This is a genomic window from Allobosea sp. RAF48 (assembly GCF_052114025.1).
Lineage (GTDB): Bacteria > Pseudomonadota > Alphaproteobacteria > Rhizobiales > Beijerinckiaceae > Allobosea.
This window is the reverse complement of record NZ_JBFRDZ010000007.1, coordinates 258,310-273,017: the sequence shown is the minus strand read 5'-3', so window position 1 is coordinate 273,017 and position 14,708 is coordinate 258,310. Positions and strand designations below refer to the sequence as shown.

The following is a 14,708-nucleotide window of genomic DNA, read 5'->3' as shown; positions in this document are numbered from 1 at the left end:
CTCCGCCGGCGGACGCGGCGGTGTCGGCCGGGCCGCGGGCGGCTGTGCTGGTGCCGGCGCCATGTTCGGGGCGGGGCGCATAGCGGGAGGCGCCTCGCGCGGCACCGGCGGACGCTCCGGCTGCGGACGCGCAGCAGGCGGTTCGGCGCGCGGTTGCGGGGCCGGCATGGCGGGCGGCTGCGGCCGGGGAACAGCCGGGGCGGGCTGCATTTGCGGCGGGCGCGGGGCCTGGGGAGCGCCCGGAGCCGCGGGCCGCTCCGGGCCGCGCTGGCCCGGCTGCCCGCCGGGCGGACGATGCTGCTCCTGCGGCCGCTGACGTGGTCCCCGTCCCGGTTCCTCGTCGCCGGCTGCGGGGGCCTGGGCCAGCCGGTATCCGGCTTCGGCAAAGGCTTGCCCGGCCTGCGAAATGACGAGGGCGGGCAGGACGGTCCCGACCAGCAACCAGCGTTTCGTGCGCATTGCAATTCCCGTTGTTCGTTTCAACGCGTGGGTATCAGGCCGGCCAGGGCCTGAACCCGCGATGAAGCGAAAACGGCGAGAATCGGGCAGCGGTTCCGATCGGACGGGTCAGAGCCCGGCTTCGGCCTTCACATAGGCCGCGATCTCGGCATGGGTCGCAAACCAGCAATCGCCCTTCGCCTTGGCGAGCCGGATCAGCTCCTCGAGTATCCAGAGGCGCGAGCGATAGGTGATGACATGCGGATGCATCGTCAGCAGGAAGAGCCCGCCATCGGCATAGGCGCCCTCGAATTCGCGGCGGAAGATGTCGAAGACCGCCTCCGGCGGCGTATAGGGCCGGAGCGCCTGGAAACGGTTCATGTTGAAATAGACCGCGTCGTCGCGAATCCATTCGACCGGCAGCTCGACCATGCCGGTCGCCTCGCCCTTCTCGACGATCTCATAGGGGTCGTCATCGGCGAACAGCGAGGAATCGTAGAGAAGGCCGAGTTCGCGTTCGACCGAGAGCGTCACCTCCGAGAAATCCCAGGACGGGGTGCGCATGCCGACCGGCCGGACGCCGGTGATCTTCTCCAGCGTATCCGCCGAGCGCAGATGCAGTTCACGCTCGTCGGCCGGGGGAACGGCCGTGTTGACCTCGTGGATCCAGCCGTGAAGGCCGATCTCGTGACCCTCGCCGACGATGCGGCGCTGTTCGTCGGGATAGAGCAGCGCCGTAACGGCCGGCACGAAAAAGCTCGCCGGGATGTCCTGCTTCTTCAAAAGCTCCAGGATGCGCGGCACGCCGACGCGGTTGCCGTATTGCCCCCAGGACAGGCGGCCGACCGACTTGCCGCCGTCGCGTAGCTCGTTGGTCTCATGATCGACGTCGAAGGAGAACGCGATCGCGCAACGGGCGCCGCTCTTCCACCTGGCAGGCTTGAGATTGCGGCCGGCGCGGACGCGCTCGACCTTGCCGCGCCAGACCTCTTCCGGCCATTGCCAGGGCAGGAGTTCGGATTCGGTCATTGCCTTTTCCTCTCTGTCGAAACGCGCCCGGTCATTGCGAGCACGGCGAAGCATTCCAGGAGGACTGGGTTGAACGGTTCAGCCCTGCCGGCCCTGGATTGCCTCGTCGCTTCGCTCCTCGCAATGACGGGGTAATCATCCTCAAGCCACCGGCAGCACCGGCACGGCGGCGAGCAGGCGCTTGGTATAGTCGTGCTGCGGATGGTCGTAGACCGCGCCGGCCGGGCCGCTCTCGACGATCTTGCCGCGATACATGATCGCGACGCGGTCGCAGAGATGGCGGACGACCGAAAGGTCGTGCGAGATGAAGATCAGCGTCAGGTCCAGTTCCTGCCGCAGGCGGATCAGCAGATTGATGATCTGAGCCTGAATGGAAACGTCGAGCGAGGCGACCGGCTCGTCGCAGACGACGACGTCCGGCTGCATCGCGAGCGCCCGCGCGATGGCGACACGCTGGCGCTGGCCGCCCGAGAACTGATGCGGGTAGCGGCCGGCGACGTTCGGATCGAGCCCGACGGCCGCCAGCCATTGCCGGACGTAGTCCTTCGCTTCGCCGCTCTTGACGAGCCCATGCGCCAATGGCCCCTCGGCGATGCTGTCGCCCACGGTCATGCGCGGGTTGAGCGAGGCGAAAGGGTCCTGGAAGATGGTCTGGACGCGCGTTGTGACCTTGTGCGGGTTGTCTCCCGCACTCATCACCGGCGCGCCGTCGATGCGGACGGAACCGCTATCGGGCGCATAGATGCCGGCCGCGACGCGCCCGAGCGTCGACTTGCCGGAGCCGGATTCGCCGACAAGGCCGAGCGCCTCGCCGCGCTTCAGCACCAGCGTGACGTCGTCGACCGCTTGCACCACTGCCGCAGCCTTCGACAGGCCGGCCTTCTGGGCGAGCTTGCGGAAAAGCCCGGGCGTCCCGGCGAAGCGCTTGGCGACATGCTCGATGCGGACGTAATGCAGGGCATCGGCGACGGCAGGCGCAGCCACCTTCGCGGCGCGCGGCGGCGGCGCGACATCGGAGCCGGCGCCTCCGGCCAGCAATTGGCCAGGCTCGGAGCGGGACGGCAGCGCGTCGAGCAGCCCCCGCGTATAAGGGTGCTGCGGATGGGTCAGAACATCGAGCGTCGGCCCGGCCTCGACGATCTTGCCGTGGCGCATGACGCAGACATGGTCGGCAAGCTCGGCGACGACGGCGAGGTCGTGGCTGATCCAGATCAGCGCCGTGCCGAGTTCGGCGACCAGCTCCTTCATCTCCGCGAGGATCTCGGCCTGCACGGAGACGTCGAGCGCGGTCGTCGGCTCGTCGCAGATGATCAGCTTCGGCCGGTGCAGCAGGGCGATCGCGATGGCGACGCGTTGGCGCATGCCGCCGGAGAACTGGTGCGGGTAGAAATCGACCTTGCCCTCGGGATCGGGAATGCGGACCTGCGCCAATGCCGCGACGGCGCGGCGGCGCGCCTCGGCGCCCGAGACCGTCTCATGCGCTTCCAGAGCCAATCGGATTTGCGTCCCGATGGTCAGCATCGGGTTCAGCGTCATCATCGGGTCCTGGAAGACCATCGAGATCTGCTTGCCGCGGATCTTGCGCAAGTCGGAGGGAGCCAAACCGACGAGTTCGCGGCCCTCCAGCTTCACCGAGGAACCGCTTTCGACGCGGCCGGGCGGGTCGATCAACCCGATGATCGAGAAGCCGGTGATGCTCTTGCCCGACCCGGACTCGCCGACGAGCCCCATCACCTCGCCGCGCTTCAGCGCGAAGGAGACGCCGTCGACCGCCTTCACCACGCCGCTGCGGGCGTGAAAATGCGTTGCGAGATTCGCGACCTGAAGGAGCGGGACTTCGGTCATGACTGCCCCCTCCACCGGTATCCCTCAGCCCTCATCCTGAAGCACGCCGCAGGCGCGTCTCCAAGGATGGTCCAGCTCGCGGCGAAAGCGCCCCCTGAAGCATCCTTCGAGACGCCGCTGCGCGGCTCCTCAGGATGAGGGCTCGCATATCCAGGAGGGCCGCTCATCGCTTCAGCCTCGGATTGACCTGATCGCGGATGCGGTCGCCGACGAGGTTGATCGCGACGATCAGCACGATCAACGCGATGCCCGGATAGATCGAGATCCAGTAGCGGCCCGAGAGCATGTACTGGAAGCCGTTCGCTATGAGCATGCCGAGCGAGGGCTCGGTGACCGGCAGGCCGACGCCGAGGAAGGAGAGCGTCGCTTCCAGCGCAATGGCATTCGCCACCTGCACCGTCGCGACCACGATCAGCGGCGGCAGGCAGTTCGGGAAGATGTGGCGCAAGACCACACGCCAGCCGGGCAGCGGCGTCGACAGCACCGCCTCGACATAGTCCTTGCCGCGCTCGGCCGAGGCAGCGCCATGGGCGGTGCGTGCGAAATAGGCGTATTGCGCGGCAGCGAGCGCGGCGATGAGCTGCATCTTGCCCTGGCCCAGCAACGCCGAGAGCACGAGCGCCAGCAGGATCGCCGGGAAGGCGAGCTGGAGATCGATGACGCGCATGATGAAGGCTTCCCAGCGGCCGCCGACATAGGCGGCGCCTATGCCGAGCGAAACGCCGAGGACGAAGGCCAGCGCACCGGCGACGAGCCCCATCTGCAGCGAGATGCGCAAACCGTAGAGGATGGCCGACAGCAGATCGCGGCCCTGCGCGTCGGTGCCGAGCCAATGGGTATAGCCACCTTCACCGACATAGCCCGGCGGACGGCGCGCATCCGACAGCGACAGATTGGCGAGGTCGTAGGGGTCCTGAGGGGCGACGAGCGGCGCCAGCAGCGCGATGCCGATCATCAGCACGACCACGACGAGCGCCGCGACCGCTGTCTTGCTCTCGCGGAATTCGGCCCAGAAGCGGGCGGCGGGAGAGGCGTCCTTCATCTGGCGCCTCCTTTCCTCAGCCTGGGATCGAGCCCGACATAAGCGAGGTCGACGAGGAAGTTGATGGTGATGAAGACGAAGGCGACGAGCATGAGATAGGCGACCATCACCGGCCGATCGAGCGACTGGATGGAGTCGATGATCAGCTTGCCGATGCCGGGCCAGGAGAAGATCGTCTCGGTGACGACGGCGAAGGCGAGCGTCGAGCCGAATTCCAGGCCGAAGACGGTCACCAGCGGAATCGCGATCAGCCTCAGCACATGCCGGCGCAGCACGGTCCATTCGGAGAGGCCGGCGGCGCGGGCGAACTTCACCGTGTCCGACAGCATGGCCTCGCGCGTGCCGGCGCGGGCAAGGCGCGTCATCAGCGCGAGCTTGAAGAAGGCGAGGTTGAGCGCCGGGAGCAGCAAGTGGCTGAGCCCGTTCAGCGTCAGGAAGCTCCACTCGACGCCGAAGATCGAGACCGTCTCGCCGCGCCCGCCCGCCGGCAGCCATTGGAGTTCGACGGCGAAGGCCATGATCAGCACGAGGCCGATCCAGAAGGTCGGCACGGAGAAACCGAGGATCGAGACCGTCATGATCAGCTTCGAGGCGAAGCCATCGGGCTTGTAGCCGGCGTAGATTCCCGCGGGGATGCCGATCAGCGCCGCGCCGCAGACCGCGGCCAGCGTCAGTTCCAGCGTCGCCGGCAGGCGCGACAGGATGAGCTGCATCACCGGCATGCCGAAGACGAAGGAACGGCCGAAATCGCCGTGCAGCACGCGCCCGAGAAAGGTGAGGTATTGCTCCCAGAGCGGCCGGTCAAGCCCGTAATGGGCGATGGTCTGGAGCCTGAGCTCCTGGCTGACATCGGGACCGATCAGCACGTCGATCGGATTGCCGATCGCATAGACGCCGACGAAGACCAGCACCGACATCACGAGCATGACGACGAGCGCCTGCGCCAGCCGGACGGCGACGTGGCCTAGCATGCGTCTCGGCGGTCCCTGCCGCTCTGTCCAGCCCTCATCCTGCGGAGCGCCGCAGGCTTTGTCCGGCTCGCGACAGTGACGCCGCTCCGCGGCTCCTCAGGATGAGGGCTGAGGGAAGTCGGCCTCACGGCCAGTTCTCCACCATCGCCGCACGCGTCTCCTCGACGCCCACCCGCCAGACCTTCAGCATGTCCTCGTCCGGCCGCTGATAAAGGCCGTGGAAGTTGCCGTCGCCGATGATCTCGCGTCGCCTCGCGGGACTCGCGGCCTGGTATTGGGCGGCAATGAAGGGCGGCTTCAGCGTGTCGGGCATCGAGACGCCCGCGAGCCGCGTCCAGGGGAAGTTCTCCATCCAGGAGGCGTGCGACGCCGCCGGGTCGATAGCCTTCACCGCCGCCTGGAATTGCGGCGCCGCCCACCAATTGTGCAACCTGATGCTCGCATCCGGGTGGCGATCGAGCCATTCGGTGGCGAAGTTCAGCGCGGGCGAATTGCCGCCATGGCCGTTGACCAGCACGATCCGCCGGAAGCCAGAGCGATAGAAGCCGTCGAAGATGTCTCCCAGCAGCGCCGCATAGGTGCTGAGCTTCAGCGAGATGCTGCCCGGAAAATCGAGGAAGCCCGGGGTCATGCCATAGGCCAGCACGGGGAAAACGGGGATGCCGAGCGGCTCGGCCGCCTCCTTCGCCACCCGTTCGGACAGGATCACGTCGGTCGCCAGGCTGAGATAGGCGTGCTGCTCGACGCTGCCGAGCGGCAGGACGCAGCGGTCGTCCCGCTTCGCCTGGGCTTCGATCTGCATCCAGTTCATCTCGGCGACCAGCACGGCGCAATCCTTGCTTTGCTTTCACAGGCGGTAGACAGTTCGGTCAGTCCCTGCCCAAACCATCCTTGACTCTGGCATTCCGGAGCGTCAAGTTCCATTTGGAACTAAACGGCAGGGAGACACTGCCATGCGGCGCTCGCCTACCTCTCTTTCGCGCGTTGACCCGGAACGCGAGGCCGCGTTTGGCGCGCTCGATCCGCTGACCGTCACCAAACTCTGGGACAATCCCTGCTGGCTGTCCTTCCGGCTGAACTTCCTTGCCTTCCGCTTCAACGATCCGGTCTATCGCTGGATCGAGACCCGATACGGCCTGGTGCGCCCGGAATTCGTTGCGCTGTATGCCGTGGGGCTGCGCGAGGGCGTCGCTGCCAAGAACATCGTCGCCTCGTCGGGGCTGCCGAAGAACACGCTGTCGCGCGCAGTGCAGAAGCTGCTGCAGAGGCGCCTGCTCAAGCGCGAGACCGACCCCGACGATCTGCGGAGCTACGTGCTGCACCTGACGGCGGCCGGCCGCAAGATCTTCAACGAGACCATGCCGCAGATGGTGCAGCACCAGAGCATGATGCTCTCTCGCCTCAGCGAAGACGAGCAGCAGCAGCTCTGCGCGCTGCTCGACAAGCTCGTCATTGCCTCGCCCACCTGGCCCAACGAACTCGAACACGAGGGGAACTAATCATGAAACCGGCCCGGACCTTCCGCCTCGCGGCCTTCGCCGCGCTACTCGCCACCACCGTCTCGACCGGCGCACTGGCCCAGACCCTGACGATCGGCGTGCGTGCCGGCCCTGAGTCGATCGATCCGCACTTCACCGCCACCGGCACGCATGCCGAGGCGCTGAAGCATGTCTTCGACACGCTGACCTGGTCCGGCGACAAGCTGCAGATCGAGCCGCGGCTCGCCCTGAGCTGGAAGACGCTCGAGCCGACCGTCTGGGAGTTCAAGCTGCGCCCCGGCGTCAAGTTCCATGACGGTTCCGACTTCACCGCCGAGGATGTGAAGTTCTCGATCGAGCGCATCCCGGTCGTGGCCGGACCGAACCCGACGACGATCTACGTCCGGCGGGTCAAGGAGGTGAAGATCGTCGACCCGCTGACGGTTCACATCGTCACGGACGGGCCGGCTCCGAACCTGCCGAACGACTTCATCCGGCTGTTCATCGTCTCGCACAAGGCCGCCGCGGGCCTGACCAAGGACAATGCCAACGAGGCCTTCAACTCCGGCAAGGCGGCTGTTGGCACCGGCCCCTACAAGTTCGTCTCCTGGACGCCGAAGGACCAGATGGTGCTGGATCGCTTCGACGGCTACTGGGGCCCCAAGGAGCCCTGGGCCAAGGTCGTGCGCAAGGAATTGCCGAACGACGCCGCTCGCGTCGCGCAGCTCAAGGCCGGGCAGGTCGACATTATCGTGCGTGCCCCGGCCTCCGACGTGCCGACGCTGAAGCGCGATGCCAAGCTCAACGTCGCGACGGTCGAAAGCGTCTACCTCTTCAACATGGAGCTCGACATGCGGGACAAGTCCCCGCAGATCAGCGCCAAGGACGGCTCGCCGCTGCCGAAGAACCCGCTGCAGGACGTCAGGGTGCGCGAGGCGATCGACCTTGCCATCGACCGGCCGGCGCTGGCCGAGATCGCGATGGAAGGCCTCGGTTCGCCGGCCAACCAATTGGTGACGCCGACCATCGCCGGCTTCAACAAGAGCCTGCCGGCGCTCAAGCCCGACATCGCCAAGGCCAAGAAGCTGATGGAGGAGGCCGGCTATCCCAGCGGCTTCAAGATCACCTTCTCCTTCACCAATGACCGCCTGCCCGGCGACCGGCAGGTCGGCACCTCGATCGCCCAGATGCTGGCGCGCATCGGCGTCGAGGTGAACGCCAACGCCCAGCCGGGCGCCGTGTTCTTCCCAGCCCGCCTGCGCGGCGACTTCTCGATGTCGATGTCAGGCTGGGGCACGCTGACGGGCGAGGCCAACTACACGCTGTCCTCACTGGTGCATTCGAACGACCCGGCCAAGAAGCTCGGCGCCTTCAATGTCCAGAACTACGCGAATCCTCAGGTCGACAAGCTGATCGAGGACGCTGCTGTCGAGATGGACGAGGCCAAGCGCAACCAGATGCTGGCCGATGTCTCGGCCATCGTCGCCAAGGACCGGCCGCGCCTGCCGATCACCGCCGTCGGCTCGGCCTGGGCGATGCAGAAGGACAAGGTGACGATCAGCCCGCGCGTCGACGAGGACACGCTGGCGATGGACATCAAGCCCGCCAAGAAGTAACGCGACCACCTTCGCGTCATGGTCGGGCTTGTCCCGACCATCCACGTCTTCGCTGGGCGAGGGTCGTGTTCAAGACGTGGATGCTCGCCACAAGGGCGAGCATGACGGGCGACTCCTCGAAACGACGACTGATCGGAATACGAACATGACCCTCGCGCTTGCCATTCATGGCGGCTGCGGCACGTTGCCCAAGGCCGAGATGACCGAAGCCGAATGGGCGCAGGCCCGCGCCGACCTCGCCGCTGCGCTCAGGGCCGGCTGGAGGATCCTGAGCAAGGGCGGCCCCGCCGTCGATGCGGTCGAGGCCGCGGTGCGGGTGATGGAGGACTCCCCGCATTTCAACGCCGGCCATGGCGCCGCCTTCAACACCGATGGCGAGCATGAGCTCGACGCCTCGATCATGGACGGATCGACGCTTGCGGCCGGCGCTGTCTGCGGCGCCAAGCGCATCCGCAACCCGATCACGGCCGCCAAGGCCTTGATGCTGCGCGGCGACCCGCTGCTGCTCGCCGGCCCCGCGGCCGATGATTTCGCCGAGCATGAGGGCGTCGATACCGTCGCGAACGAGTATTTCTCGACCGAGCGCCGGCGCAAGAACCTCGCCTCGATGAAGCTGCGCGAGATCGTCGGCACCGCCGCCGAGGCGAGCGAGGCCGAGAAGCACGGCACGGTCGGCGCCGTCGCCTGTGACGCGCAGGGCCATCTCGCCGCCGCGACCTCGACCGGCGGCTACACCAACAAGCCGGTCGGGCGCGTCGGCGATTCCCCGATCATCGGCGCCGGCACCTATGCCCGCGACGGGCGCTGCGCCGTCTCCGGCACCGGCAAGGGCGAGTATTTCATCCGCTACTGCGTCGGCCACGAGATCGCATCGCTGATCGCCTATAAGGGCCTCTCGCTGCAGGCCGCGACGGACGCGGTTCTTGCGGAACTCTCCGAGCACAAGATCGGAGCCGGGCTGGTGGCGGTCGGGGCCGATGGCGCGATCGTCGCGCCCTACAACACCGAAGGCATGTATCGGGGCTGGGTGACGGCGGATGGACTCGTCCATGTCGCCACGCACGACCATGTCGAGTTGGTGGGGCAGGCGTGATGCCAGTTTCGTCTTCCACAGCCCTCATCCTGAGGAGCCGCGCAGCGGCGTCTCGAAGGATGTTTCAGGAGGCGCGGGAGACATCTGGAACATCCTTCGAGACGCAAGCCTTTGGGCTTGCTCCTCAGGATGAGGGCTGCGTGATGCAAAGGCTTCTATCGTGACCGCTGAACCCATCCTGATCTGGGGCGCCGGCGCCATCGGCGGCACGCTCGGCGCCTATTGGGCGCGGGCCGGCGTGCCGGTTCTGCTCGTCGACATCGTCCCCGAGCATGTCGAAGCCTGCCGGACCAAGGGGCTCGCCATTTCCGGGCCGGTCGAGGAATTCACGCAAGTCGTGCCGGCCGCGACGCCAGCCGAATTGACCGGCCGCTACAGCCGCATCGTCCTTGCCGTGAAGGCCGGCGCGACGGAGGCTGCGCTCGACGCGCTCAAGCCGCATCTGGCCGAGGACGGCTTCGTGCTCTCCGCGCAGAACGGGCTCAACGAGCTCGCCATCGCCAAGGCAGTCGGCGAACGGCGCACCATGGGCTGCTTCGTCAATTTCGGCGCCGATTGGCTCGGGCCGGGCGAGATTCTCTACGGCAACCGCGGCGCGACGGTCGTCGGCGAGCTCGACGGGTCGATCAGCGAACGCGCGTCCGAGATGCATCGGCTGATGAAGCTGTTCGAGCCCGACGCGATCCTGACCGACAACATCTTCGGCTATCTCTGGGGCAAGCTCGCCTATGGCGCGATGCTGTTCGGGACGGCGCTGACCGACGATTCGATGTCGGCGAATTTTGCGGACCCGGAACGGCTTCCGGTCTGGCTGGCGCTCGGCCGGGAAGTCGGCGCGGTCGCGGCCAAGCGCGGCGTGACCTCCCTCGGTTTCGGCGATTTTGACCCGATGGTCTTCGCGCCCGGCCGGCCGGAAGGTCCGCAGATCGAGACCATTCGCTGGCTCGCCCGCTACACCGCGCAGACGGCCAAGACCCATTCGGGCATCTGGCGCGATCTCGCGGTGCGCAAGCGCAAGACCGAGGTCGACCCGCAGATCGGCGTCATCGCGACACTCGGCCGCGAGGTCGGCATCGCGACGACCGCGATCGAGACGCTGGTTTCGCTCATCCACGACATCGAGGACGGCCGCCGCCCGATGGCCTTCGAGACGCTGAAAGTATTGATCGACCGATGCAGATCCGCTTCGACGGCCGCGTAGCCCTCGTCACCGGCGCAGCCCAGGGCATCGGGCGCGCAATCGCCGCCGCCCTGGCCGAGGCAGGCGCACGCGTCCACCTTGCCGACATCGATACCGGCGGCGTGCAGGCGGCGGCGCGGGAAATCGGCGCGACGGGGCATGGCGTCGATCTCGGTACGCCCGAGGCAGCGCAGACGCTGGTGCGCGACATCGTCGCGATGGAAGGTCGGCTCGAACTCCTCGTCCATGCCGCCGGCGGCGTGCGCGGACAGGTCGGCAGACCGATCGAGGCAATTTCAGAAGAAGACTGGCGGGTGATCTTCGCGGCCAATGTCGATGCCGCCTTCTTCCTCGCGCAGGCGGCAGCGCCCGCGATGAAGCAAGGCGCCTACGGCCGGATCGTCACGATCTCGTCTGGCGCAGGATTACGGCCTAGCCTCACCGGCATCCAGGCCTATGCCAGCGCCAAGCACGCACTCGTCGGGCTGACGAAGCAGCTCGCCTGGGAATTCGGCCCGCATGGCATCACGGTGAACTCGGTGGCGCCGGGCTTCGTGCGCTCAAACCCCGCAACCGAGCGACAGTGGCAGAGCTATGGGCCGGAAGGGCAGAAGCGCCTCGTCGAGAGCATCCACACCCGCCGCCTCGGCACGCCCGAGGATATCGCCAACGCCACGCTGTTCTTCCTGAGCGAACAGGCAGGCTGGATCAGCGGGCAGGTGCTCTCGGTGGATGGCGGACGGTCATAGAGGCGGCTGGAGCGCGCCGTCATGCTCGGGCTTGACCCGAGCATCTCGTCCCGAAGGAGGCTCCAGCGCCTTGTTCTGCGTGAGATGCTCGGGTCGAGCCCGAGCATGACGAGCGTTTGTGGCGTCAGCCGCAGTTCATCTTGTCGGCCGGCTGGTCGGCGCCGACCATCCAGTTGGTGCCGAAGCGATCGACAAGCATGCCGAAGCGCGGCGACCAGAAGGTCTCGGCCATCGGCATGGTGATCTTGGCGCCGCCTTCGGAGAGACCCGCGAAGATGCGCTCGGCCTCCTCGGGAGTCTTCACGCCGACGCTGACAGAGACCGAACGCATCGGCCCGTCCGAGCGATCCGGCGGCGCGTCGGAGGCCATCAGCATCTGCCCGTCGACCTCGAGGCAGGCATGCAGGATCTTGTCGCGCCATTCGGGGGCGACATGCTCCTCGGCCGGCGTGCCCTTGTGGTCCATCATGGCCAGCATCTTGCCGCCCAGCACCTTCTCGTAATGGGTGAAGGCCTCGCGACAGTTGCCTCCGAACATCAGGTAAGTCGACAGTTTCATTGTGTTTCCTCCTCGCTGGGGTGATGGCGGGTGCGGAGGGCGGCTCAGGCGGGGCGCTCGGCCGCTGCCTTCATCGCCGTCAGGCCGGATTCGAAATCGCCGCCGACCATGCGGTCCATATCCATGAAGACATGCATGATCTTGCCGATGAATGGCGTCGGGCCGGTCATGGTCCAGGTCACGACCGTCGCAGGGCCCTGCGGCGTCAGCGCGAAGGCGACGTCATTATGGGCCTCGAACGGCTTGACGAAATCGAGCTTGAGCGCGACCCGGCTCGGCGCGTTGGCTTCCATGATGCGCATGCTGCCTTCGCCGACATTCTTGTCGCCGGCCCAGGCATAGGTCGAACCCACGCCGGTGTCAGTGCCGCCATAGGTCCGCTTCATCGCCGGATCCTTCTTCTCCCAGGGCGACCAGGCGCTCCAGGCCTTGAAATCGGCGATCAGGGCATAGACACGCTCCGGCGGCGCCTTGATCGTGGCGGTGCGCGTGACCTGGAAGGTGTCCGGCTTGCGGGCCGCGAGGATCAGCACGATGGCGATCCCGAGCACGACAACGCCGAGCAGGCTGAGGAGAACAGTCTTGAGCATGGGTCATCACCTGCGGAAAAGCTGAAGGGAATATTGGCGTCTCAAACGCCCGATTCATCGGGGGGTTTCACCTTGATCTGGCGCAGCATCTCGTCCAGCCGGCCCAGGCTCTGGTCCCAGAAGCGGCTGTAATGCTCCAGCCATTCCGAGACGTCCTGCAAGGGGCCGGGGTCGAGCCGGCAGGGTCGCCACTGGGCTTCCCGCCCCCGCGTGATCAGCCCCGCGCGCTCCAGCACCTTCAGGTGCTTCGAGACCGCGGGGAGGCTCATCGCGAAGGGCTCAGCCAACTCCTTCACGGAGGTCTCGCCTTGCGACAGCCGGGCCAGAATGGCGCGGCGCGTCGGATCGGCGAGGGCGGCGAAAGTCAGGCTGAGCGGGTCCGTCGACATCGAATGAAACCGATCAGTTAATTAACTAGTAGGTTTGGTATCGTCATCCCCCTACCTTGTCAACCGCGTTCCGAGCAGATTGTCGTGAACCACCGCCGGTTGTTGTCAGGAGCAAGGACACGCGGATAGCCCTCTTTGCTTCGAGGCAATTTCTTCACGCGAACCGGTGTCCACTTCGCTCGAAAATGCTCTAGAACCGATAGACGAGGAGGACGCACCCGCTCATGAGCTTCGAGACCGCAGCGACACCCGAAGCCGCCATCGACCGGCTCGAGCAGCTCTATGACGAAGCCCGCTCGGCGCTGCGCGGCGACCTGCAGCACTTCTTCGATACCGGAAAGGCACCGACCCCGGAGGATCGGGAGCGCTACCGCTACCCCATGCTGCGCGTGACCTACGAACCGTCGAAGCTCCCGGCCGCCACGCGGCGCGGCTATGCCAAATTCGCGGCGCCGGGCATCTATTCGACCACGGTGACGCAGCCGGCCGAATTCCGGGCCTATCTGCTCGACCAGCTCCGGCCGCTCGTCGCCGAATACGGCGCGACGATCGAGACCGGGGTCAGCACGCAGGAAATCCCCTACCCCTATGCGCTGGAAGGCGGCGACGAGCTCGGACGCGGCAAGATCACGCCCGCCGAACTCGCACGGCATTTCCCAACGCCACTGCTCGCGCTGGTCGGCGATGAGATTGCCGATGGCACCTATGACCTGATCGAGGGCGAGCCGCGCCCGCTCTCATTGTTCGACGCGGTCAGGGTCGACTATTCGCTGCGGCGCCTGGTCCACTACACCGGCACCGATTGGCGGGCCGTGCAGCCCTGGGTGCTGCTGACGAACTATCACCGCTATGTCGACCAGTTCGTCCGGCTTGGGCTCGCCGAGATCGAGGCCGGCACGGCCGAGGCACTGGTCGCGCCGGGCGGCATCCGCATCGGCCGCGACGGCATCGACGTCTCGGCGGCGGAACGCGTGATGTCCGCGCCCTGGCACCGCTTCCAGATGCCGGCCTATCACCTGATCCGGAAGACCGGCGAGGGCGTGACGCTGGTCAATATCGGCGTCGGCCCTTCCAATGCGAAGAACATCACCGACCATCTGGCAGTGCTGAGGCCGAATTGCTGGCTGATGGTCGGCCATTGCGGCGGCCTGCGCCAGACCCAGATCATCGGCGACTACGTCCTCGCGCATGCCTATCTCAGGCAGGACCATATCCTCGACGAGCTGGTACCGCCGGAGATTCCGATCCCGGCGCTGGCCGAGGTCCAGGTCGCGCTGCAGCAGGCCGCCGCCGAGATCACCGGCGAGAAGGGCGACCGGCTGAAGCAAAGGCTGCGCACCGGCACGGTCGTGACCCAGGACGACCGCAACTGGGAACTGCAATGGACCAAGGAACGGCGGCGCATCAATCTCTCGCGCGCCATCGCGGTCGACATGGAATCCGGCACCATCGCCGCGCAGGGCTACCGGCTGCGCGTGCCCTATGGCACGCTGCTCTGCGTCTCCGACAAGCCGCTCCATGGCGAGATCAAGCTGCCGGGCGCCGCCAACGCCTTCTATGAACGCGCCGTCGGCGAGCATCTGCGGATCGGGCTCGCCGCGCTGGAGAAGCTGAAGGAGGCGGGCTCGGCGATCCATTCGCGCAAGCTGCGCAGCTTCGACGAGCCTCCGTTCCGGTAAGGCGTCGGCCCGGAAAGGGCGTCATGCTCGGGCTTGACCCGAGCATCTCT

At 66.8% G+C, this 14,708-nt stretch carries 14 protein-coding genes; 6 read left to right on the top strand and 8 right to left on the bottom strand.

From position 1 onward, the window contains the following. Positions 1 to 567: 567 nt before the first annotated feature. The 5 genes from AB4Z10_RS15910 to AB4Z10_RS15890 form a co-directional block, all read right to left on the bottom strand. Positions 568 to 1,467: a polysaccharide deacetylase family protein gene (locus AB4Z10_RS15910; protein WP_441471338.1), complete on the bottom strand. Its 900-nt coding sequence runs from the start codon at positions 1,465 to 1,467 to the stop codon at positions 568 to 570. A 141-nt stretch (positions 1,468 to 1,608) separates the two neighbouring features. Then, positions 1,609 to 3,312 (bottom strand): dipeptide ABC transporter ATP-binding protein, encoded by a 1,704-nt coding sequence (locus AB4Z10_RS15905; RefSeq protein WP_441471337.1) that lies wholly within the window; start codon positions 3,310 to 3,312, stop codon positions 1,609 to 1,611. A 163-nt stretch (positions 3,313 to 3,475) separates the two neighbouring features. Further along, the gene (locus tag AB4Z10_RS15900) at positions 3,476 to 4,354 is read right to left on the bottom strand and encodes an ABC transporter permease (RefSeq protein WP_441471336.1); all 879 of its coding nucleotides are present in this window, start codon (positions 4,352 to 4,354) and stop codon (positions 3,476 to 3,478) included. Next, positions 4,351 to 5,325, bottom strand: a complete 975-nt coding sequence (locus AB4Z10_RS15895) for an ABC transporter permease (protein ID WP_441471335.1) — start codon at positions 5,323 to 5,325, stop codon at positions 4,351 to 4,353. Before AB4Z10_RS15895 ends, AB4Z10_RS15900 begins: the two co-directional genes overlap by 4 nt. A gap of 124 nt (positions 5,326 to 5,449) precedes the next feature. Next, positions 5,450 to 6,151, bottom strand: a complete 702-nt coding sequence (locus AB4Z10_RS15890) for a creatininase family protein (RefSeq protein ID WP_441471334.1) — start codon at positions 6,149 to 6,151, stop codon at positions 5,450 to 5,452. 127 nt (positions 6,152 to 6,278) lie between these two features. Here AB4Z10_RS15890 and AB4Z10_RS15885 point away from each other — a divergent pair, with 127 nt between their 5' ends. The 5 genes from AB4Z10_RS15885 (at position 6,279) to AB4Z10_RS15865 (ending at position 11,441) form a co-directional block, all read left to right on the top strand. Further along, positions 6,279 to 6,824 carry a MarR family winged helix-turn-helix transcriptional regulator gene (locus AB4Z10_RS15885; RefSeq protein ID WP_441471333.1) on the top strand — a complete coding sequence of 182 codons (546 nt, stop codon included), beginning with the start codon at positions 6,279 to 6,281 and terminating at the stop codon, positions 6,822 to 6,824. Between the two features lie 2 nt (positions 6,825 to 6,826). Next, a complete protein-coding gene (locus tag AB4Z10_RS15880) occupies positions 6,827 to 8,419 on the top strand; it encodes an ABC transporter substrate-binding protein (protein WP_441471332.1) in 1,593 nt (530 codons plus the stop codon). 145 nt (positions 8,420 to 8,564) lie between these two features. Further along, positions 8,565 to 9,512, top strand: coding sequence for an isoaspartyl peptidase/L-asparaginase family protein (locus AB4Z10_RS15875; protein WP_441471331.1), 948 nt, complete (start codon positions 8,565 to 8,567; stop codon positions 9,510 to 9,512). A gap of 160 nt (positions 9,513 to 9,672) precedes the next feature. Then, positions 9,673 to 10,713, top strand: a complete 1,041-nt coding sequence (locus AB4Z10_RS15870; protein WP_441471330.1) for a ketopantoate reductase family protein — start codon at positions 9,673 to 9,675, stop codon at positions 10,711 to 10,713. Next, positions 10,686 to 11,441 (top strand): SDR family NAD(P)-dependent oxidoreductase, encoded by a 756-nt coding sequence (locus AB4Z10_RS15865; RefSeq protein WP_441471329.1) that lies wholly within the window; start codon positions 10,686 to 10,688, stop codon positions 11,439 to 11,441. The genes AB4Z10_RS15870 and AB4Z10_RS15865 overlap by 28 nt, the downstream gene beginning before the upstream one ends. 124 nt (positions 11,442 to 11,565) lie before the next feature. Here AB4Z10_RS15865 and AB4Z10_RS15860 read toward each other — a convergent pair whose 3' ends face one another. The 3 genes from AB4Z10_RS15860 to AB4Z10_RS15850 are packed head-to-tail and all read right to left on the bottom strand — an operon-like array spanning position 11,566 to position 12,979. Beyond that, positions 11,566 to 12,000, bottom strand: coding sequence for a VOC family protein (locus AB4Z10_RS15860; protein ID WP_441471328.1), 435 nt, complete (start codon positions 11,998 to 12,000; stop codon positions 11,566 to 11,568). A gap of 44 nt (positions 12,001 to 12,044) precedes the next feature. After that, the gene (locus AB4Z10_RS15855) at positions 12,045 to 12,590 is read right to left on the bottom strand and encodes an SRPBCC family protein (protein ID WP_441471327.1); all 546 of its coding nucleotides are present in this window, start codon (positions 12,588 to 12,590) and stop codon (positions 12,045 to 12,047) included. A gap of 41 nt (positions 12,591 to 12,631) precedes the next feature. Next, positions 12,632 to 12,979, bottom strand: a complete 348-nt coding sequence (locus AB4Z10_RS15850) for an ArsR/SmtB family transcription factor (RefSeq protein ID WP_441471326.1) — start codon at positions 12,977 to 12,979, stop codon at positions 12,632 to 12,634. A 224-nt stretch (positions 12,980 to 13,203) separates the two neighbouring features. Between AB4Z10_RS15850 and AB4Z10_RS15845 the strand changes: the two genes are divergently transcribed. After that, a complete protein-coding gene (locus tag AB4Z10_RS15845; RefSeq protein ID WP_441471325.1) occupies positions 13,204 to 14,658 on the top strand; it encodes an AMP nucleosidase in 1,455 nt (484 codons plus the stop codon). Positions 14,659 to 14,708 lie beyond the last annotated feature (50 nt).

What these genes read in the sequence shown, in the direction of transcription:
- AB4Z10_RS15910 (WP_441471338.1), bottom strand. Translation starts at nt 1,467, where the DNA reads ATGACCGAATCCGAACTCCTGCCCTGGCAATGGCCGGAAGAGGTCTGG.
- AB4Z10_RS15905 (WP_441471337.1), bottom strand. Translation starts at nt 3,312, where the DNA reads ATGACCGAAGTCCCGCTCCTTCAGGTCGCGAATCTCGCAACGCATTTT.
- AB4Z10_RS15900 (WP_441471336.1), bottom strand. Translation starts at nt 4,354, where the DNA reads ATGAAGGACGCCTCTCCCGCCGCCCGCTTCTGGGCCGAATTCCGCGAG.
- AB4Z10_RS15895 (WP_441471335.1), bottom strand. Translation starts at nt 5,325, where the DNA reads ATGCTAGGCCACGTCGCCGTCCGGCTGGCGCAGGCGCTCGTCGTCATG.
- AB4Z10_RS15885 (WP_441471333.1), top strand. Translation starts at nt 6,279, where the DNA reads ATGCGGCGCTCGCCTACCTCTCTTTCGCGCGTTGACCCGGAACGCGAG.
- AB4Z10_RS15880 (WP_441471332.1), top strand. Translation starts at nt 6,827, where the DNA reads ATGAAACCGGCCCGGACCTTCCGCCTCGCGGCCTTCGCCGCGCTACTC.
- AB4Z10_RS15875 (WP_441471331.1), top strand. Translation starts at nt 8,565, where the DNA reads ATGACCCTCGCGCTTGCCATTCATGGCGGCTGCGGCACGTTGCCCAAG.
- AB4Z10_RS15865 (WP_441471329.1), top strand. Translation starts at nt 10,686, where the DNA reads ATGCAGATCCGCTTCGACGGCCGCGTAGCCCTCGTCACCGGCGCAGCC.
- AB4Z10_RS15860 (WP_441471328.1), bottom strand. Translation starts at nt 12,000, where the DNA reads ATGAAACTGTCGACTTACCTGATGTTCGGAGGCAACTGTCGCGAGGCC.
- AB4Z10_RS15855 (WP_441471327.1), bottom strand. Translation starts at nt 12,590, where the DNA reads ATGCTCAAGACTGTTCTCCTCAGCCTGCTCGGCGTTGTCGTGCTCGGG.
- AB4Z10_RS15850 (WP_441471326.1), bottom strand. Translation starts at nt 12,979, where the DNA reads ATGTCGACGGACCCGCTCAGCCTGACTTTCGCCGCCCTCGCCGATCCG.
- AB4Z10_RS15845 (WP_441471325.1), top strand. Translation starts at nt 13,204, where the DNA reads ATGAGCTTCGAGACCGCAGCGACACCCGAAGCCGCCATCGACCGGCTC.